Origin of the sequence: Stappia indica (genome assembly GCF_009789575.1) — a bacterium.
GTDB lineage: Bacteria > Pseudomonadota > Alphaproteobacteria > Rhizobiales > Stappiaceae > Stappia > Stappia indica_A.
The window spans coordinates 3206732-3225119 of sequence record NZ_CP046908.1 but is presented as its reverse complement, the minus strand read 5'-3'; the positions used below and the strand labels follow the sequence as shown (position 1 = coordinate 3225119).

The window sequence follows — 18388 nt, the reverse complement described above, 5'->3', positions numbered from 1 at the left end:
CGCGGCAAGCGCCAAGCGGTCGCGGGAAAAACCCTGATGCGGATCACAGGATGAACCTCGACAGGTCGACGTTCTTGGCGAGCTCGCCGATATTCTCGCGCACATAGGCCCCGTCGATGGTCACCTGGCGATCAGTCATGTCGGGCGCGGCGAAGGACACCTCGTCGAGGATGCGCTCCATCACCGTCTGCAGCCGGCGCGCGCCGATGTTCTCGATGGTGGAGTTGAGGTCGACGGCGATGGAGGCGATCTCCTCGATGGAGTCGTCGGTGAAGGTCAGCTCCACCTCTTCCGTCGCCAGCAGGGCGACATACTGCTTGATCAGGCTCACTTCCGTGTCGGTCAGGATCGCGCGGAAATCGTCCTTGGTCAGCGCCTTCAGCTCGACGCGGATCGGCAGACGGCCCTGCAGCTCCGGCAGGAGGTCGGAGGGCTTGGCGACATGGAAGGCGCCCGAGGCGATGAACAGGATGTGGTCGGTCTTGACCGGCCCGTGCTTGGTGGCGACGACCGTGCCCTCGATCAAGGGCAGCAGGTCGCGCTGCACGCCCTCGCGGGAGACGTCGCCGCCCATCCGCTCGCCGCGCGCGCAGATCTTGTCGATCTCGTCGAGGAAGACGATGCCGGCATTCTCCACCAGGTGAATGGCTTCCTCGACCACCTTGTCCTCGTCGAGCAGCGCGTCGGCCTCCTGCTCCAGCAGGATCTGGTAGCTCTCGCGCACGGAGACGCGGCGCGGCTTGGTCTGGCCGCCGAACGCCTTGCCCAGCATGTCGGAGAGGTTCATCACGCCGACGCTGCCGCCGGGCATGCCGGGCATCTCGAAGCTCGGCATCTGCGGGGCGGCCCGCACCTGGATCTCGATTTCCTTGTCGTCCAGCTCGCCCTCGCGCAGCTTCTTGCGGAAGCTGTCCCGGGTGGCCGGGCTTGCGCCCTTGCCGACCAGCGCCTCCAGCACCCGCTCCTCGGCCTGCAGATGGGCCTTGGCCTCGACCGCCTTGCGCTTGGCGGCGCGCACCAGGGCGATGCCCGCCTCGACCAGGTCGCGAACGATCTGCTCCACGTCGCGGCCGACATAGCCCACTTCCGTGAACTTGGTCGCCTCGACCTTGACGAAGGGCGCGTTCGCCAGCTTGGCCAGCCGGCGGGAGATCTCCGTCTTGCCGACGCCGGTCGGGCCGATCATCAGGATGTTCTTCGGCATCACCTCCTCGCGGAGGCTGTCGTCCAGCTGCTGCCGGCGCCAGCGGTTGCGCAGGGCGATGGCGACGGCGCGCTTGGCGTCCTTCTGGCCGACGATGTAGCGGTCCAGCTCGGAGACGATCTCGCGTGGGGACAAAGTGGTCATAGCCGTGTCTTTCTCTCGATGAAGCTCAGTCGAAGGCCGGGACGATCCGGGCAAAAGCCGTGCCGCGCAAGGGGCGACATAGCGCCCGGCGCACCGCCCGCCAGGCCGAACCCAGCAACAGGATGAAGCAGCCAAGAAGGATCAGAGTGACGGCGAGGCTGGTTTCGCCGGAGACCTGCGCCTCGCTCATCAGCCGGCCGATGGCGATGCCGAAATAGCCGAGCCCGGAGACCAGCAGCGCCCGTCGGTCGACGACGACGGCAACGAAGGCCAGCGCCGCGAACAGGCAGATCGCAACGATCGCATCGGCGGATCCCATCGTCTCCACTCCGTCGGTCGCCAGCAGCAGGACCGAATGCACGACCAGCGGTGCCGCCAGCAGGTGCAGCCAGAACGCCTTGTCGCTCGCCACGGTCAGCCGCTGCGGATCGCGCGCATCGTAGCGCATGGCGACGGCGAAGACCGCAAGGCCCATGGCCAGCGAGAACCACGCCATCCCCTGCCCCAGCAGCAGGCCGGGCACGGCCGTCTCGACCGTGAGGCCGGCGAGAAACAGCACGGTACCGGCGACGATGGCGATACCGACCGGCACCCGGAAGCGCCAGTAGTGCAGCGCCCCTCCGGCAATGCCCAGAAGGGTCGGGAAGATCATGTAGAGCGGCAGGTCGGCCTCCGCCATCGGCTGGCCGAACAGCGGATCGTCGCCGGTGACGAAACCGGTGCAGGCGATCAGCAGCAGCGGCGCGAACGCCACCGTCAGCAGGAAGGACGGCAGCGCCAGCCGCAACCGCTTCGCGAAGATTTCCGACAGGCCCCAGACCGCCGCCGCGGCGGCACCGGCCACCAGATAGGACGGGCCTTCGTTGCGCAGGCCGTAGACGAGGCCGAACAGGAACACGACGATGCCGATGGAGATGAAGACGTCGTGGAAGCCGCGCGCGAAGCGGACTTCCTCCGCATCCGCATGGGCAATGCCGTCCTGACTGTCCGCGGCCATGTCCGCCGTCGTCGGGGCGCCGGCTTGCTGCAGCGGTGCCGCCCAGAAGTCGGCGAGGCGATCCGCCTGCGGCCGCGTCAGGATGCCGAGACTTACGGCCGCCTCCAGCCGCGCGGGGTCGAGCCTGGCCGTCATGGGCGGACCTCCCCGGCGTCTGCGACATGTTCCATGATCAGCGGGCCGGCAAGACGCGCGACCGGCGTCACGCCGATGCGCTGCGGATCAATCGGCATCCAGCGTCTCGATGGTGAGGTTGCCGTTGGTGTAGACGCAGATCTCGGCGGCGATCGCCATGGCCCGGCGGGCGATGGTCTCGGCGTCGAGCTCCGAGTCCGCCAGCGCGCGGGCGGCGGCCAGCGCGTAGTTGCCGCCCGAGCCGATGCCCATGACGCCGCCTTCCGGCTCCAGCACGTCGCCGGTGCCGGTCAGCACCAGCGACACCGACTTGTCGGCCACCAGCATCATCGCCTCGAGGCGGCGCAGGTAGCGGTCGGTCCGCCAGTCCTTGGCCAACTCGACGCAGGCGCGCATCAGCTGGCCCGGATACTGCTCCAGCTTGGCTTCGAGCCGCTCGAACAAGGTGAAGGCGTCGGCGGTGGCACCGGCAAAACCGGCAATCACCTCGCCCTTGGCGAGCGGACGCACCTTGCGCGCCGTATGCTTGATCACGGTCTGGCCGAGGGAGACCTGCCCGTCGCCGGCGATCACCACCTTGCCGCCCTTGCGGACGCTGAGGATGGTGGTGCCGTGCCAGCCCGTGGGATCGTGCTGTGCCTGCATGCGCTGTCGTCTCCTGCCAGGTCGTTCGGGGCGCGGGGCACGAAAGGCCGGACCTGCCGGACCGGCCCCGGAGCGCCCCTCCGGTCTGCCTATGTAAGCAGGCGGGCGGGGAATGCAAATCCCCCGCCCGCTACAGGCGCCTTGCAGGCAACAGGAAAGTCGGTGCAGGCGGCGCGCCCGCCTCAGAGCGGATTGACTAGCCGCACCGGGCGCCCCGGCGCCAATTCCGAGGCGGCGGCGACGATGGCATCCGCATCGATGCCGAAGTGGTGGTAAAGGTCGGCAACGGTGCCGGTCTGGCCGAAATGCTCGACGCCCAGCGCCGCCGTGCGGTGGCCGCAGACCGAGCCGAGCCAGGCGAGCGTCGCCGGATGGCCATCGATCACCGTGATCATCGTGCAATGCGCCGGCAACGGCGACAGCAGCCGCTCGATATGGCTCATGGCGCCGCGATGGCCGCGCTTGCGCATGCGCATCGCCGCGTGCCATCCGGCGTTGAGCCGGTCGGCGGAGGTCACCGCCAGCACGCCGATGTCGCGGCGGTCGCCGCCGATGCGGCCTGCCGCCTCGATGGCTTCCGGGCCGACCGCGCCCTGATAGGCGATCACCACCTCGCAATTGGGGCCGGGCTCGCGCAGCCAGTAGGCGCCGTCGATGACGCCGCGGCGGAACGCCTCGTCGTCCCGGCGCATCGGCTGCTCCAGCGCCCTCGTCGACAGGCGCAGATAGACCGAGCCGCCGGTCTCGTCGCGCAGCCAGGTGCGCTCGTCCGGATCGCCCTCGCCGCCGCGCTGCAGATAGTCGAAGCTCCAGTCCATGATGGTCGACAGCTCGTCCAGCCAGGCCGGCTCGAACGAGGCGAGCCCGTCCTGGCTCATGCCGATCAGCGGCGTTGCCACCGACTGGTGCGCGCCGCCCTCAGGCGCCAGCGTCACGCCCGAGGGCGTTGCCACCAGCAGGAAGCGGGCATCCTGGTAACAGGCATAGTTCAGCGCATCGAGGCCGCGCGAGATGAACGGATCGTAGAGCGTGCCGACCGGGATCAGCCGCTCGCCGAACAGCGAGTGCGACAGGCCGGCCGCACCCAGGAGCAGGAACAGGTTCATCTCGGCGATGCCCAGCTCGATATGCTGGCCCTCCGGCGAGAAGGCCCATTTCTGCGCGGACGGGATCCGCTCGTCGCGAAACGTGTCGGCCACCGCGTCGCGGGCGAACAGGCCGCGCCGGTTCACCCAGGGGCCGAGATTGGTGGAAACGGTCACGTCCGGCGAGGTGGTGACGATGCGCTCGGCGAGCTTCGAATCCGAGCGGGCGATCTGGTCGAGGATCTTGCCGAAGCCGGCCTGGGTCGACAGCACCTTGTCGTCGAGCGCAACCGGGCCGGTGGTCGCCACCGGCTCGGCATGGTGTCGGCGACGGCCGGCGGCGAAGAACGGCGTCGACAGCACCGCCTCGCGCAGCGCCGCCTCGTCGATGTCGAGGCCCTCGGCGTAGTCCCATTCGTGCCCCTCGCGCACCTTCATGGTGGCGCGGAACTCTTCCATCTGGCCGGGCGTCATCAGGCCGGCATGGTTGTCCTTGTGGCCGGCGAGCGGGGTGTTCCAGCCCTTGATCGTGTAGGCGACGAAGGCGGTCGGGCGGTCGTGGCGCGCCTGCTCGGCGAAGGTCTCGCCCAGCGTCTCCAGGCAATGGCCGCCGAGATTGGTCATCAGCTCCTGCAGCTCGGCATCGCTCCGCCGCTCGATCAGCGCCGTTGCATCGCCCTGGTCGCCGATATCGTCGAGCAGGCGCTTGCGCCAGGCAGCGCCTCCCTGGAAGGCGAGCGCCGAGTAGAGCGCGTTCGGGCAGCCGTCGATCCAGCTGCGCAGGGCTTCGCCGCCCGGCTCCTCGAAGGCCGCCTTCTGCAGCGCGCCGTATTTCAGCCGCACCACGTCCCAGCCGAAGGCGCCGAAGATCGCCTCGATCCGCCCGGCCAGCCCCTCGCGCACGACGCCGTCGAGGCTCTGGCGGTTGTAGTCGATGATCCACCAGGTGTTGCGCAGGCCGTGCTTCCAGCCCTCCTGCAGCGCCTCGTAGATATTGCCCTCGTCGAGCTCGGCATCGCCGACCAGCGCGATCATCCGCCCCTCGGGGCGCTTCGCCGCCCAGGGCTTGGCGGCGAGGTAGTCCTGCACCATCGAGGAGAAGGCGGTTATGGCGACACCGAGGCCGACCGAGCCGGTGGAGAAATCGACGTCGTCGATGTCCTTGGTGCGGCTGGGATAGGACTGCGCGCCGCCATAGGCGCGGAACGCCTCCAGCTTCTCGCGCGTCTGGTTGCCGGCCAGATACTGCATGGCGTGGAAGACGGGCGAGGCATGCGGCTTCACCGCCACCCGGTCCTGCGGGCGCAGGCAGTCGAAATAGAGCGCGGTCATGATCGACACCATCGAGGCGCAGGAGGCCTGGTGGCCGCCGACCTTCATGCCGTCGCCCTTTTCCCTCAGGTGGTTGGCGTTGTGGATCGTCCAGCAGGCGAGCCACAGGAGTTTCTTCTCGATGGCCTTCAATTCGGCCTTGCGGGTGCTGTCCATCACTGCCTTGCCTTTGCGCTTGCGTACCGCGGAGTACGCCCAACATAAGGGCAGCATCAGGCGAATTTTGTTCGCTTTTTTCTTTTCTGCGCCAAAATCTTTCCGAAATTGATCTCCGGCGGGCCAAAATCGATGCAAAAATTGCCCGACCTGCCGGAGCTTCGCCTGTCGGAATCGCCCGCTCAGGCGGCCACACGCCAGACCTTGTCGAGCGCCTGGGCAAGGTCGGCGAGAATGTCCTGCGGCGTCTCCAGCCCGACCGACAGGCGGATCAGCCCGTCGGAAATGCCATGCTCCTGCCGTTCCTGCGGCGTGTAGGTCGAGTGCGTCATGCTGGCTGGGTGCTGGACCAGCGTTTCCGCATCGCCGAGGCTCACGGCGCGGCGGGCGAGCACCAGCGCATCCAGGAACGCGATGCCGGACCGCATGCCGCCGACCAGTTCGAAGGCAATCATGCCGCCGAAGCCTGGCATCTGGCGCGCGGCCAACCCATGCTGGGCAAAGCTCGCCAGGCCCGGATAGTGGACGGCGGCCACCGCGGGATGATCCTCCAGCAGCTGCGCAGCAGCCTGCGCGCTGGCGCAGTGGCGCTCCATCCGCAGCTCCAGCGTCTTCAGCCCGCGCATGATCAGATGCGCGGTCAGCGGCGCCATCACCGCACCGGTCATGTCCTTCAGCCCGACAAGCCGCACCTGGTGCATGTCCTCGGCTGAGCCGACGGCGATGCCGGCGATCAGGTCGCCATGGCCGCCGAGATACTTGGTGGCCGAATGGACGACGATGTCGGCGCCCAGTTCCAGCGGCCGGGTCAGCACCGGCGTCGCATAGGTGTTGTCGACCACGGTGCGGGCGCCGGCCGCGCGGGCGATCCGCGACACGGCGGCGATGTCGACGAGGCGCATGTTCGGATTGGCCGGCGTCTCGAAATAGACGATGCGGGTGCGCGACGAGATCGCGGCCGCGACGTTTTCCGGGTCACGCATGTCGACATGGGTGACGGTGATGCCGAACTTCGCCAGCCCGTGGCGGAAGAAGGCGAAGGTGCAGCCGTAGAGCGTCTTGTCGACCAGGATCTCGTCGCCCGGCGACAGCAGGGTCCACATCACCGCGGTGATCGCGCCCATGCCGGAGCCGAAGGCAATGGCCGCCTCGCCGCCTTCCAGCACCGCCATGCGCTCTTCCAGCAGGCTGAGCGTCGGGTTGGAGATGCGGCTGTAGACATGGCCCGCCCGCTCGCCGGCGAACATCTCGCCGCCCGCTTCCGCGGTCTCGAAGGCAAAGGTCGAGGTCAGGTGCACCGGCGGCGTCAGCGCGCCCTCATTGGCGAGCGGATCGTAGCCGTGATGGATGGCGCGGGTGGCAAAGCCGAGCGGACGATTGCTGCGGGTCATGGCGAAGGCTCCTCTACCGGATGGCGGGCGGCGAGAGCGCGGGCGGCATCGCCCCCTCGTCTCTCCCGAACGGCTGAGGGCAGTCTAGGGTTTCCCGGCAGGCGGTTTCTGGCGTAGTTTGCCGCAAGATCCCATCAGATTGGCAGATCCTGCCAACATGGAGCCGATAAATGGACGATATCGACCGCCGCATCTTGCGCGAGTTGCAGAAGGACGGCCGCCTGACCAACCAGCAGCTTTCCGAAAGAGTGGGCCTGTCGCCCTCGCCCTGCCTGCGGCGGGTGCGCAACCTGGAAAAGGCCGGCATCATTTCCGGCTATGCGGCGGTGGTCGACCCGCAGGCCTATGGGCTTCCCGTCACCGTGTTCCTGCAGGTGAAGCTCTCTCCCCACACCCAGGAAACGGTGGCGACCTTCGAGCAGGCGGTGGCCGGCATCGAGGAAATCATGGACTGCTACCTGCTGGCCGGCGACCGCGACTACCTGCTCAAGGTGGTGGTCGCCTCGCTCGCCGACTACGAGAGCTTCATCCGCCGGCGGATCCACAAGATCCCCTGCATCGCCTCGCTGGAATCGAGCTTCGCCTTCGGCACGGTCAAGCACTCGCAGGTGCTGCCGGGGTAGGCCTCACTCCAGTCCCAGGTCCCGGCGCAGGGCGCGGGTCAGTTTCGCGGCGACCAGCCGGTGCGCTTCAGCGAGATGGGCGCGGATGTCCTCCCCATCGAGTTCGGCGCCGGCGCGCACCTGTACCCAGGAGGCACGGGCGAGATAGGGCGCCGGCACCACGCCCGGCAGTTCGGTCAGGATGCGGTAGGTCAGGTCCGAGCACTTGAAGGCGATGGCGTCATTCGCCCCCTCGCCCCAGGACGAGCAGATCGCGAAGATCTTGCCGCCGACCTTCCACACGGAGGCCCCGCCCCACTGCTCCACATGGGTCGTGGCCGGCAGGGCGGCGCAGGCTTCGTCGAACTCGGCCCGGCTCAATGCCATCATCCCTCGCCTCCCGCTTTCCGGGCCGCACTGGCCAGCGGCGTCTGCAACCATATATGCTCGGGCGACAGGATGACACGCGTGCGGGACACGACGCCCGCCGCGGGTCGATCACAAGAAACATGCCAAGGGGTACCGATGAAAGACGTCCGCATTCTCGTGCTGTCCGGTTCGATTCGCACCGGATCCTACAACACGCAGCTCGCCGCGCTGGTCGCCAAATACGCCGCCATGGCCGATGCCAAGGTGACTCAGATCTCCCTCGCCGACTATCCGCTGCCGATCTACGACGGCGACCTGGAGGCCGAGAAGGGCGTGCCGGAGAACGCGCGCAAGCTGAAGGCGGTGTTCCAGCAGCACAACGGCGTCTTCATCGCCTCGCCGGAATACAACACCGCCGTGACGCCCCTGCTGAAGAACACGCTCGACTGGGTCTCGCGCCTGTCGGACGAGGGCGAGCCGCCGGCAGCCGCCTTCCGCAACCGGGTCTTCGCGCTCGGCGCCGCCTCCACCGGCGCGCTCGGCGGCATGCGCGGCCTGATGGGCCTGCGCACGATCATGGAGATCGGTCTCGGCGCGCTGGTGATCCCGAACATGGCGACCGTGCCCAATGGCGGCTCGGCCTTCGACGAGCATGGCGAGCTGACCAACGAGCGCGCCGCCGGCATGGTCCAGGACATGGTCGACCGGCTGATCGAAGAGGCGAAGCTGCGCGGGTAACCCGCGCGGCCTTCCTTTAGCGCCCGTCCTTCCTCTAGCGCCCGTCCTTCTCCTCGATCCACACATCCTCCTGCGCCACCGCCACGGACTTGAGGATGGCATGGCAGGCAAGGCCGGGCGCAAGGCCCAGCGCCTCGGCGGAACGGCGGGTGATGCGGGCGAGCAGCCGGTCATTGCCACAGCGCAGCTGCACGACGACGCCCGGCCCCTCGCCCCGGCGCAGCGAGACGATCTCCACGGGCAGCTGGTTCAGGGCCGAGATGCCCTCCTGCGGCGTCAGCGACAGCATGATGTCATGGGCGTGGATGCGCACGCGCACCCGCGCCCCTTGCCCCGCCGCGATACGCGGCAGCAGCAGCCGCCCGCCGGAAATCGCCAGTTCGCTCAGCCCGTCCGCGTGATGGGCGGTGACCGTCGCACCGACGACCGCGCCGGCATCGCGGATGCCCAGCGTCGGCACGGCCTGCGGATCGCTCAGCACCTCGCTCGGCGTGCCGGCGCGCACCACCCGTCCCTCGTCGATGGCGACCACCGTCGTCGCCAGGCGCGCGACCTCGGCGACCGAATGGCTGACATAGAGGATCGGCACCTTCGTCTCACGGCTGAGCCGTTCCAGATAGGGCAGGATCTCGGTCTTGCGCGCCTCGTCGAGCGAGGCGAGCGGCTCGTCCATCAGCAGCAGGCGCGGGCCGCTGAGCAGCGCCCGGCCGATGGCGACGCGCTGGCGCTCGCCGCCCGACAGGGTGCCCGGCCGGCGGGCAAGCAGCGCGCCGATGCCGAGCATCTCCACGACGCTTTCCATCTCAGCGACCTCTGCCCCGTGGCGGCGGGCGAACCAGCGGCCGTAGCCGAGATTCTGGCGCACGGTCATGTGCGGGAACAGCCGCGCATCCTGGAAGACATAGCCGATGCGGCGCAGGTGCGGCGGCACGAAGACGCCTTGGCGCGTGTCGAACAGGGTGTCGCCGTCGACCCCGGCATGGCCGGCATCGACCGCAATCAGCCCGGCGAGCGCGTTGACCACCGTGGTCTTGCCCGAGCCGGAGCGGCCGAACAGGGCGGTGACGCCGGCCGGCGCCTCGAAGGCGATGTCGAGCGCGAAGCCCGGGAAGGCGTGGCGGAGGGCGACGGACAGGCTCATGCGCCGCGGATCCTGCGGGCGACGAGCCGGCTCACCCATTCCGACAGCAGCAAGGCGGCCATCGCCACGGTGATCGAGACCAGCACGAGGCGGGCGGCGGAGGCCTCGCCGCCGGGCACCTGCATGAAGGCATAGATCGCGGAGGGCAGGGTCTGGGTCTCGCCGGGAATGTTGGAGACGAAGGTGATGGTGGCGCCGAACTCACCCATCGCCTTGGCGAAGGCCAGCACCGAGCCGGCGATGATGCCGGGCAGGATCAGCGGCAGGGTGACCGTGGCGAAGACCATCGTCCGCGAGGCGCCGAGCGTGCCGGCGGCCTGTTCCAGCTTCGGGTCGACCGCCTCGATGGCGAGGCGGATCGCCCGCACCATCAGCGGGAAGGCCATGACCCCGGCGGCCAGCGCCGCGCCGGTCCAGCGGAAGGCGAAGACAAGGCCGAACGTCTCATACAGAAAGCTGCCGACGGGCGCGCGGCGGCCGAAGGTGGCAAGCAGGAGATACCCGGTGACGACGGGCGGCAGGATCAGGGGCAGGTGGACGATGCCGTTGAGCAGCTGCTTGCCGGGAAAGCTGCCGCGGGCGAGCAGCATGGCGACGAGGATGCCGAGCGGCAGGCTGACCAGTGTTGCCCAGAAGGAGACGCGCAGGGACAGCGCGACAGCGCTCCATTCCTCCGGACTGAGATACTCCATGCGTCTGCGGCCCCGCCCCCGGTCGGTTCACTCGCCCAGAACGACGAAGCCCTGCTTCTCGAAGGCGGCCCGGGCATCCGGTCCGCGCAGATAGGCAAGGGCAGCGGTCGCGGCGGGCTTGTCGCTCTGCGCCATCACGGCCGCAGGATAGACGATCGGCGGATGGCTGTCGGCGGGAAAGGTGCCGACGACCGTCACATTGTCCTCGGCGGCCGCGTCGGTCGCATAGACGATGCCGTAGGGCGCCTCTCCGGCGGCGACGAGGGCGAGTGCGGCGCGCACATTGTCGGCCTGTGCCACCTTCGGCGACACGCTCTCCCACAGGCCGAGGCTCTCCAGCGCCGCCTTGCCGTAGACGCCCGCGGGCACCGCGTCGACCAGCGCCATCGCCAGCCTGCCCTCGCCGACCAGGGCGCCGAGGTCGAGAGCGGGGGAGATCTCGACGGGGGAGGTGTCCTTGCCGTGGGCGATGAGCACGATTGCGTTGGCGAGCAGGTCGACGCGGGTCCCGGACTGCACGAGGCCGTCGGCCTCGAGCGTGTCCATCCAGTTCTTGTTGGCGGAGATGAAGAGATCGGCCGGGGCGCCGGCCTGGATCTGGCGCGCCAGCGCCGAGGAGCCGGCCAGCGACACCACCAGCCTGTCGCCGGTCGCCGCCTCGAAGCCCGGCGCGATCTCGTCCATGGCGTTCTTCAGGCTGGCGGCGGCGAAGACCAGGATGTCCTCGGCTCGGGCAGCGCCCTGTCCGGCCGTCAGCGACAGCGTGGCGGCGAGCAGCAGGGCTGCGGGGCGCAGCAGCAGGGAAACCCTGTGACGAGACGCGAAAGGCATCGGCGATCTTCCTCTCCGGCAGGAACAAGCGTTATGTTCGAGCGGCAATATCGCTCGGCATCGACACGCACGCAAGCGTTATTTCCCACCATACATATCGAAGATCGAAACGACCTAGCTGCCAGGTGCCTCGCGCAGCAGCGCCCGCAGGCCGGCGATCTCGTCCGCGCCCGCCTCGCGCGCCTTTGCTTCCATCGCGCGGTAGAGCTCCAGAACCGCTTCCCCGCCTTCGGTCAGCCGCGCACCGCCGCCGCTCGCCCCGCCGCGCGAGCTTTCCACCAGGGGCGCGGCGAACATGGCGTTCATCTGCTCGACCAGCATCCAGGCGCGCTTGTAGCTCATGCCCATGCGCCGGCCGGCGGCGGCGATGGAGCCGGTCGCGGCGATGCCTTCCAGCAGATCCGCCTTGCCGGGTCCCAGGGCCGCATCGGGTTCGAAGACGAGGCGCAGGCGCACCCCGACCGTCTGGTCATCCTTGCTCATGGGGGGAGCCTAGTCGCTTTGCGACAGGGAAGAAATCAGGCAGCCCGCGCAAGCGCGGGGAAAACGAAAAAGAGGCGCGGCAGGCATTTGCTGCCCACCGCGCCCTGATCGGTGCCGGTTCGGCCGGCAGCCCCCGGCCTGGTCAGCCGGCGGGTTCGAGAACCAGCGAGGTGACGCCGAGCGTCAGGTTCGCGCCGGTCTGGGTTTCGACACTCAGGGGATTGAGGGCGATCGATTCGTCGAGGCCGCCGAGCAGCGCGTTGGCCTTGATCCCGGCGCCGAGGCTTGCGCCCGCCGTCACGCCGGCATAGCTGCCGGCCAGCGCGCCCGGATCGGTATTGGCGGCCGGGGCGAACACGCCCCAGACGAGCGTCGCGTCGGTCAGGGAGCCGATGTTGAGGCCGAACTCCCGGCTTTCGCCGCGATAGAAGGTGGCCGGGCCGCCGTCGGCCGGCTCATAGGCGCAGGTGAGCGCGTTGGTGCCGCCGATGATGAAGCTGCTGGTGCCCTGCACGTCGCAGGTGAGCTTGCCGATCTCGACACCCGGCGCGCTGTCCTGCGCGACTGCCATCGGGGTGGAGACAAGCAGGGTGAGAAGGGCGGTTCCGGTGAGGCGGATCATGCGGCGCACGGGTCTCTCCAGTCTTGGCGCGGCCGCTCATCCCGGCAGCCGCATCGGGTTGCTGGCGGGATAACGGCCGGGCCTGGAAAAGGTTCCGTGCTTTCTTGGCAGATCGAGAGAAACTGCCGCCTACGGGTAGAGGCGCTGCGTCGACCAGCCGCCCTCGGGCCGCTCGCGGCGGAAGACGTGGCGGTCGTGCAGGCGGAAGGGCCGGTCCATCCAGAACTCGATATAGACCGGGCGGATGCGGAAGCCGGTCCAGTAGTCGGGGCGCGGCACCTCGCCGATGGCAAAGCGCGCGGCCTGCTTCGCCACCGCCTTTTCCAGCGCGAAACGGCTTTCCAGCGGCCGCGACTGCTGGCTCGCCCAGGCACCGATGCGGCTGTCGCGCGGCCGCGAGGCGAAATAGGCGTCGGCCTCCTCGGCGCTCACCAGCTCGGCCGGGCCGCGGAAGCGGACCTGGCGGCGCAGCGACTTCCAGTGCAAGACGCCGGCGGCCTGCATGTTCTCGGCCAGCTCGCCGCCCTTTTGCGACTGGGTGTTGGTGTAGAAGACGAAGCCGTGCTCGTCGAAGCCCTTGAGCAGGACCATGCGCACGTCCGGCAACCCGTTGGCGCCGGTGGTAGCCAGCGCCATGGCGTTGGGGTCGTTCGGCTCCTTCGCCGTTGCCAGTTCGAGCCACTCGCCGAACAGCGCGAAGGGATCGCCCGCCGCGACCTGCGCGTCCAGATCCTCGCGCCCTGCCGTCTCTGTCTCGCTGCTCATGGCCTCGTGCCTCTCCCTGTCAGGACCCGTCGGGCGGCGGGACATATGTGTCCCACCCTCGATGCCTTATATCGCAGCCCGGCGGCTTTTCCAGTCGCGCAACAGCCCTGCCGGCCCTCCCGCGACAGCGCATCGCAGGGCGCCGAAACAGGGCGATGCAACTGACTTAGCGGAACAGCAGGACCGGGATCTTGCAGGAGCGGATCATCTCGGTCGTCGTCGAGCCGATGATCAGCGAGCGGATCCGCGAATGGCCGTAGGCGCCCATGACGAGAAGGTCGATGCCGTCCTGTTCCACCGCTTCCGCGATCACCGTCTCCGCCTGGCCGGAGCGGATCCCGGCGGTGACGGCAAAGCCGCCGCCCTTCAGCATCGCCGCCGCCCCGTCCAGGCTGCGGCGGCCTTCCGCCGTCTCCTCGCCCACCATCAGCAGATGGCAGTCGAGACCGGAAAGGATCGAGCCGCGGGCGATATGGTCGACCGCCTTCAGCGCGCTGGCGCCGCCGTCATAGGCGATCAGCAGCCGCTTGATCGGGCGAAAGGCGCGGGCCGCCACGAAGATCGGCTTGCGGGCGCTGCGGGCGATCCGCTCCAGGTTGGAGCCGAGATGGAGCTTTGCGAAATCCGCCGCCTCGCCGCGCTTGCCGACGATGACGAGATCGGCATCCGCCTCCATCTCCGCCAGCGTCTCGACGAGATCGCCGGAGCGCAGCCGCGTCGTGACATCCGCAACGCCGGCCTCGTCCAGCACCTTGGCCGCATCGTCGAGGATCGCCCGGCCGCGGGCCTTGGCAAGCTTCGCCGCCCGCTCGTCGAGCTCGGCCAGTTCGTTGAGCAGCGCCGTACGGGCGCCGAGCGCGATGTTGCCCGAGAGGTTCGCCGCCCCGCCTTCCGCCTGGCGCCGGCCGAGCACATGCAGCAGCTCGACGCGTGCCCCCTCGCCGGCGCGCGCCGCAATCCAGGCGGCATGCTCGCAGACGCTGCGGGAATAGACGGAGCCGTCCACCAGCGCGATCAGTTTGGTCATGGGGTGTCCTCCGCTCGGCTCAATGGCCCATCAGGCGTTCGAGCGCGCCCGGCTTGTCGTGAATGGCGAGCTTGTCGACGATGGTCTCGCTCGCCTCGTTGATGCCGACGATCTCGACCTCGGCCCCCTCGCGGCGGAACTTCAGCACGATCATGTCGAGCGAGGCCACCGCCGAGATGTCCCAGATATGCGCCCGGCTGACGTCGATGATCACCTTTTCCAGCACTTCGCGGAAGTCGAAGGCGTTGGTGAAGGCCTCGGCCGAGGCGAAGAACACCTGTCCCTCCACCACATAGGTGCGGGTACGCCCGTCCGCCGACAGGCTGGAGGTGATGCGGAAGATCTGCGCGATCTTCCAGGCAAAGAAGATGCCCGACAGCAGCACGCCGATCAGCACGCCGATGGCGAGGTTGTGGGTCAGCACCACACCGGCCACCGTCGCCAGCATGACGATGGAGGACGAGCGCGGATGGTCCTTGAGGTTGCGGATCGAGGACCAGCTGAACGTGCCGATGGACACCATGATCATGATCGCCACCAGCGCCGGCATCGGGATCCGCCCCACCCATTCGCCGAGCACGACGATGAGGAACAGCAGGATCACGCCGGCGGCGAAGGTCGACAGGCGCCCGCGGCCGCCCGACTTCACGTTGATCATCGACTGGCCGATCATGGCGCAGCCGGCCATGCCGCCGATGAAGCCGGTCGCCGTGTTGGCGATGCCCTGGCCGATGCATTCCTGGTTCTTGTCGCTCGGCGTGTCGGTGAGATCGTCGACGATCGAGGCGGTCATCAGCGATTCCAGCAGGCCGACGGCCGCGACGCCCGCCGAATAGGGCAGGATGATCAGCAGCGTCTCGAGGGTCAGCGGAATGTCGGGGATCAGGAAGACGGGGAGCGTGTCGGGCAGCGCGCCCATGTCGCCGACGGTGCGCACATCGAGGCCCAGCGCCAGGGTCAGCGCGGTCAGCACCAGGATGCAGACCAGCGGCGAGGGCACCGCCGTCGTCAGGCGCGGGAACAGGTAGATGATGGCAAGGCCGGCTGCGACCATCACATAGGTCAGCCAGGTGACGCCGATCAGCTCGGGCAGCTGCGCCATGAAGATCAGGATGGCGAGCGCGTTGACGAAGCCTGTCATCACCGAGCGCGAGACGAAGCGCATCACCGCGCCGAGCCGCAGCAGGCCGGCGAGGATCTGCAGCAGGCCCGCCAGCACCGTGGCGGCGAGCAGGTATTGCAGGCCGTGCTCCTTGACCAGCGTCACCATCAGAACCGCGGTCGCGGCCGTTGCGGCCGAGATCATGCCGGGGCGGCCGCCGACGATGGCGGTGATCACGGCGATGGAGAAGGACGCATAGAGGCCGACCTTGGGGTCGACGCCGGCGATGATGGAAAAGGCGATTGCCTCGGGAATGAGGGCGAGCGCGACGACGAGGCCGGCCAGCAGGTCCTTGCGGACGTTGCCGGTCCAGTCCTGCGCATAGGCGGACAAAGAAAACATCAGGCCATCCGGTCTGGTGCCGGGCAGCGCGGCAGGCGCGGCCATGCAGATGGTTTGCTGGTCGAAAAGGGTCCGGCGGCATCCGCGAAATGGCGCAGCAGGGCGCAAGGGATGCAAGGCGGCCCTTCGGCGGACTACGTAGCGGGACTTTTACGGAGGTTTGCGCTGCATTGCAACATCGGCCGGTCGTCGCCATTTGCAGGTCCGGCGCGCGGCAGGCGGGGCCGGAAGGCGGCGAAAAGCACGATGGATCTGCCCGGCGCGCCAGCCTTGCGATGCGCAAGCGCCCAACATATATAGCGGTCACGTTCTGCCGACGTGTTCCGACATGCGGGTTCGCCCCGCGGCGGCTCGTCACAATGAACCGAAAAGAGGGGCCGGTCCGATGCCGTAACGGGTCCGACCGGCTTGCTGGAAAGAGAGGGCAATATGGCAAAGGTCATCGGTATCGACCTCGGCACGACCAATTCGTGCATCGCCGTCATGGACGGCAAGACTCCCAAGGTAATCGAGAATTCCGAAGGCGCACGGACGACCCCGTCCATGGTCGCCTTCAACGACGACGGCGAGCGGCTCGTCGGCCAGCCGGCTAAGCGCCAGGCGGTCACGAACCCGACCGGCACGCTCTTCGCGGTGAAGCGCCTGATCGGCCGCCGCTACGAGGACCCGACCGTCGAGAAGGACAAGAAGCTCGTCCCCTACAACATCGTGCGCGCCGACAACGGCGATGCCTGGGTCGAGGCGAGCGGCGAGAAGTATTCTCCCTCGCAGGTGTCCGCCTTCATCCTGCAGAAGATGAAGGAAACCGCCGAGAGCTATCTCGGCGAGAAGGTCGAGCAGGCGGTCATCACCGTTCCGGCCTATTTCAACGACGCCCAGCGCCAGGCCACCAAGGATGCCGGCAAGATCGCCGGTCTCGAGGTGCTGCGCATCATCAACGAGCCGACGGCGGCAGCGCTCGCCTACGGCCTCGACAAGAACGACGGCAAGACCATCGCGGTCTATGACCTCGGCGGCGGCACCTTCGACGTGTCGATCCTGGAGATCGGCGACGGCGTCTTCGAGGTGAAGTCGACCAATGGCGACACGTTCCTCGGCGGCGAGGACTTCGACATGCGCCTCGTCGACTACTTCGCCTCGGAGTTCAAGAAGGACCAGGGCATCGACCTGAAGAACGACAAGCTCGCGCTTCAGCGCCTCAAGGAGGCGGCCGAGAAGGCCAAGATCGAACTGTCCTCCTCGTCGCAGACCGAGATCAACCTGCCCTTCATCACCGCCGACGCCTCCGGGCCGAAGCACCTGACGATGAAGCTGACCCGCGCCAAGTTCGAGAGCCTCGTGGAGGATCTCGTCCAGCGCACGATCGAGCCGTGCAAGGCCGCGCTCAAGGATGCCGGCATCGTTGCGGGCCAGATCGACGAGGTCGTCCTCGTCGGCGGCATGACCCGCATGCCGAAGATCCAGGAGGTCGTGACCACCTTCTTCGGCAAGGAGCCGCACAAGGGCGTGAACCCGGACGAGGTCGTGGCCATGGGCGCGGCGATCCAGGCCGGCGTGCTGCAGGGCGACGTCAAGGACGTGCTGCTGCTCGACGTGACCCCGCTGTCGCTCGGCATCGAGACGCTTGGCGGCGTCTTCACCCGCTTGATCGACCGCAACACGACGATCCCGACCAAGAAGGGCCAGACCTTCTCCACCGCCGAGGACAACCAGACCGCGGTGACGATCCGGGTGTTCCAGGGCGAGCGCGAGATGGCGGCGGACAACAAGATGCTCGGCCAGTTCGATCTGGTCGGCATTCCGCCGGCGCCGCGCGGCGTGCCGCAGGTCGAGGTGACCTTCGACATCGACGCCAACGGCATCGTCAACGTGTCGGCGCGCGACAAGGGCACCGGCAAGGAGCAGCAGATCCGCATCCAGGCCTCGGGCGGCCTCAGCGACGCCGACATCGAGAAGATGGTGAAGGACGCCGAGGCGCATGCCGACGAGGACAAGAAGCGCAAGTCGCTCGTCGAGGCGAAGAACCAGGGCGAGGCGCTCGTCCACTCGACCGAGAAGTCGCTGAAGGACTATGGCGACAAGGTTTCGGCCGACGAGAAGGGCGCCATCGAGACGGCTCTTGCCGACCTCAAGACGGCGCTGGAGGGCGAGAACCTGGAGGATATCCAGGCCAAGACCCAGGCGCTGGCCGAAGCCTCGATGAAGCTCGGCGAGGCGATGTACAAGTCGGCCCAGGCGGCCGAGGAAGCCGGCGAGAGCGCGTCCGGCGACGACGCCTCCAAGGCGGATGACGACGTGGTCGACGCGGACTTCGAGGAAGTGCGCGACGACGACGACAAGAAGTCCGCCTGACCTGACTGACCGGCGGCGCGGCGTCCTTTTGCGGGACGCGCGTGCCGCCGGCCTGCCGGGACCCGGTTCCCGGCCGCCAAGGACTGCAGGCAAGGGCAGCGGGCCTTTCGTCCGGCTGCCCTTGCCGTTATTCAACGGACTCCGATCCGGTCGGCCAGTGCGGCGGACCTTCC

The 18388-nt window shown here is 68.3% G+C and carries 17 protein-coding genes; 3 read left to right on the top strand and 14 right to left on the bottom strand.

Going from position 1 to position 18388, the window contains the following annotated elements:
- Nucleotides 1-43 precede the first annotated feature (43 nt).
- The 5 genes from hslU to GH266_RS15130 all read right to left on the bottom strand — a co-directional run bounded on the left by hslU (nt 44) and on the right by GH266_RS15130 (nt 7089).
- A complete protein-coding gene (hslU, locus tag GH266_RS15150) occupies nt 44-1348 on the bottom strand; it encodes an ATP-dependent protease ATPase subunit HslU (protein WP_158194574.1) in 1305 nt (434 codons plus the stop codon).
- Between the two features lie 25 nt (nt 1349-1373).
- On the bottom strand, nt 1374-2480 hold the full coding sequence (locus GH266_RS15145; protein WP_158194573.1) for a hypothetical protein: 1107 nt from the start codon (nt 2478-2480) through the stop codon (nt 1374-1376).
- Between the two features lie 87 nt (nt 2481-2567).
- Nucleotides 2568-3125 carry an ATP-dependent protease subunit HslV gene (hslV, locus tag GH266_RS15140; RefSeq protein ID WP_158194572.1) on the bottom strand — a complete coding sequence of 186 codons (558 nt, stop codon included), beginning with the start codon at nt 3123-3125 and terminating at the stop codon, nt 2568-2570.
- Nucleotides 3126-3307: 182 nt separating this feature from the next.
- Nucleotides 3308-5698 carry a 1-deoxy-D-xylulose-5-phosphate synthase N-terminal domain-containing protein gene (locus tag GH266_RS15135; RefSeq protein ID WP_158194571.1) on the bottom strand — a complete coding sequence of 797 codons (2391 nt, stop codon included), beginning with the start codon at nt 5696-5698 and terminating at the stop codon, nt 3308-3310.
- A 182-nt stretch (nt 5699-5880) separates the two neighbouring features.
- Nucleotides 5881-7089 (bottom strand): methionine gamma-lyase, encoded by a 1209-nt coding sequence (locus tag GH266_RS15130; RefSeq protein ID WP_158194570.1) that lies wholly within the window; start codon nt 7087-7089, stop codon nt 5881-5883.
- A gap of 170 nt (nt 7090-7259) precedes the next feature.
- Here GH266_RS15130 and GH266_RS15125 point away from each other — a divergent pair, with 170 nt between their 5' ends.
- Complete coding sequence (locus tag GH266_RS15125; RefSeq protein ID WP_158194569.1) at nt 7260-7712, top strand: Lrp/AsnC family transcriptional regulator; 453 nt, start codon at nt 7260-7262, stop codon at nt 7710-7712.
- A 3-nt stretch (nt 7713-7715) separates the two neighbouring features.
- Here the strand turns inward: GH266_RS15125 and GH266_RS15120 are convergent, their stop codons facing one another.
- Nucleotides 7716-8081 carry an MmcQ/YjbR family DNA-binding protein gene (locus tag GH266_RS15120; protein ID WP_342354275.1) on the bottom strand — a complete coding sequence of 122 codons (366 nt, stop codon included), beginning with the start codon at nt 8079-8081 and terminating at the stop codon, nt 7716-7718.
- Between the two features lie 135 nt (nt 8082-8216).
- On the opposite strand from GH266_RS15120, the gene GH266_RS15115 reads away from it, so the two are divergent.
- Nucleotides 8217-8798 carry an NADPH-dependent FMN reductase gene (locus tag GH266_RS15115; protein WP_158194568.1) on the top strand — a complete coding sequence of 194 codons (582 nt, stop codon included), beginning with the start codon at nt 8217-8219 and terminating at the stop codon, nt 8796-8798.
- 34 nt (nt 8799-8832) lie between these two features.
- On the opposite strand, the gene modC is transcribed toward GH266_RS15115, so the two are convergent.
- The 8 genes from modC to GH266_RS15075 form a co-directional block, all read right to left on the bottom strand.
- Entirely contained in the window at nt 8833-9939 is a 1107-nt protein-coding gene (gene modC, locus GH266_RS15110) for a molybdenum ABC transporter ATP-binding protein (RefSeq protein ID WP_158194567.1), read from the bottom strand.
- On the bottom strand, nt 9936-10631 hold the full coding sequence (modB, locus tag GH266_RS15105) for a molybdate ABC transporter permease subunit (protein ID WP_158194566.1): 696 nt from the start codon (nt 10629-10631) through the stop codon (nt 9936-9938). The genes modC and modB overlap by 4 nt, the downstream gene beginning before the upstream one ends.
- A gap of 27 nt (nt 10632-10658) precedes the next feature.
- Nucleotides 10659-11462 (bottom strand): molybdate ABC transporter substrate-binding protein, encoded by an 804-nt coding sequence (gene modA, locus GH266_RS15100; protein WP_158194565.1) that lies wholly within the window; start codon nt 11460-11462, stop codon nt 10659-10661.
- Between the two features lie 114 nt (nt 11463-11576).
- Entirely contained in the window at nt 11577-11945 is a 369-nt protein-coding gene (locus tag GH266_RS15095; RefSeq protein WP_158194564.1) for a winged helix-turn-helix domain-containing protein, read from the bottom strand.
- Nucleotides 11946-12087: 142 nt separating this feature from the next.
- Nucleotides 12088-12567, bottom strand: a complete 480-nt coding sequence (locus GH266_RS15090; RefSeq protein WP_158196230.1) for a DUF992 domain-containing protein — start codon at nt 12565-12567, stop codon at nt 12088-12090.
- A gap of 129 nt (nt 12568-12696) precedes the next feature.
- The gene (pdxH, locus tag GH266_RS15085) at nt 12697-13332 is read right to left on the bottom strand and encodes a pyridoxamine 5'-phosphate oxidase (RefSeq protein WP_158194563.1); all 636 of its coding nucleotides are present in this window, start codon (nt 13330-13332) and stop codon (nt 12697-12699) included.
- 166 nt (nt 13333-13498) lie between these two features.
- Entirely contained in the window at nt 13499-14359 is an 861-nt protein-coding gene (locus tag GH266_RS15080) for a universal stress protein (RefSeq protein ID WP_158194562.1), read from the bottom strand.
- Between the two features lie 19 nt (nt 14360-14378).
- Nucleotides 14379-15863: a SulP family inorganic anion transporter gene (locus GH266_RS15075; protein WP_158194561.1), complete on the bottom strand. Its 1485-nt coding sequence runs from the start codon at nt 15861-15863 to the stop codon at nt 14379-14381.
- A 429-nt stretch (nt 15864-16292) separates the two neighbouring features.
- Between GH266_RS15075 and dnaK the strand changes: the two genes are divergently transcribed.
- Nucleotides 16293-18215 carry a molecular chaperone DnaK gene (gene dnaK / locus GH266_RS15070; protein ID WP_158194560.1) on the top strand — a complete coding sequence of 641 codons (1923 nt, stop codon included), beginning with the start codon at nt 16293-16295 and terminating at the stop codon, nt 18213-18215.
- Nucleotides 18216-18388: the final 173 nt, after the last annotated feature.

Excerpts from the sequence above, each read along its gene's own strand:
- hslV (WP_158194572.1), bottom strand. The coding sequence starts at position 3,125 with ATGCAGGCACAGCACGATCCCACGGGCTGGCACGGCACCACCATCCTC.
- GH266_RS15120 (WP_342354275.1), bottom strand. The coding sequence starts at position 8,081 with ATGATGGCATTGAGCCGGGCCGAGTTCGACGAAGCCTGCGCCGCCCTG.
- GH266_RS15135 (WP_158194571.1), bottom strand. The coding sequence starts at position 5,698 with ATGGACAGCACCCGCAAGGCCGAATTGAAGGCCATCGAGAAGAAACTC.
- modC (WP_158194567.1), bottom strand. The coding sequence starts at position 9,939 with ATGAGCCTGTCCGTCGCCCTCCGCCACGCCTTCCCGGGCTTCGCGCTC.
- pdxH (WP_158194563.1), bottom strand. The coding sequence starts at position 13,332 with ATGAGCAGCGAGACAGAGACGGCAGGGCGCGAGGATCTGGACGCGCAG.
- modB (WP_158194566.1), bottom strand. The coding sequence starts at position 10,631 with ATGGAGTATCTCAGTCCGGAGGAATGGAGCGCTGTCGCGCTGTCCCTG.
- modA (WP_158194565.1), bottom strand. The coding sequence starts at position 11,462 with ATGCCTTTCGCGTCTCGTCACAGGGTTTCCCTGCTGCTGCGCCCCGCA.
- hslU (WP_158194574.1), bottom strand. The coding sequence starts at position 1,348 with ATGACCACTTTGTCCCCACGCGAGATCGTCTCCGAGCTGGACCGCTAC.
- GH266_RS15125 (WP_158194569.1), top strand. The coding sequence starts at position 7,260 with ATGGACGATATCGACCGCCGCATCTTGCGCGAGTTGCAGAAGGACGGC.
- GH266_RS15145 (WP_158194573.1), bottom strand. The coding sequence starts at position 2,480 with ATGACGGCCAGGCTCGACCCCGCGCGGCTGGAGGCGGCCGTAAGTCTC.
- GH266_RS15075 (WP_158194561.1), bottom strand. The coding sequence starts at position 15,863 with ATGTTTTCTTTGTCCGCCTATGCGCAGGACTGGACCGGCAACGTCCGC.
- GH266_RS15080 (WP_158194562.1), bottom strand. The coding sequence starts at position 14,359 with ATGACCAAACTGATCGCGCTGGTGGACGGCTCCGTCTATTCCCGCAGC.
- dnaK (WP_158194560.1), top strand. The coding sequence starts at position 16,293 with ATGGCAAAGGTCATCGGTATCGACCTCGGCACGACCAATTCGTGCATC.
- GH266_RS15115 (WP_158194568.1), top strand. The coding sequence starts at position 8,217 with ATGAAAGACGTCCGCATTCTCGTGCTGTCCGGTTCGATTCGCACCGGA.
- GH266_RS15090 (WP_158196230.1), bottom strand. The coding sequence starts at position 12,567 with ATGATCCGCCTCACCGGAACCGCCCTTCTCACCCTGCTTGTCTCCACC.
- GH266_RS15095 (WP_158194564.1), bottom strand. The coding sequence starts at position 11,945 with ATGAGCAAGGATGACCAGACGGTCGGGGTGCGCCTGCGCCTCGTCTTC.
- GH266_RS15130 (WP_158194570.1), bottom strand. The coding sequence starts at position 7,089 with ATGACCCGCAGCAATCGTCCGCTCGGCTTTGCCACCCGCGCCATCCAT.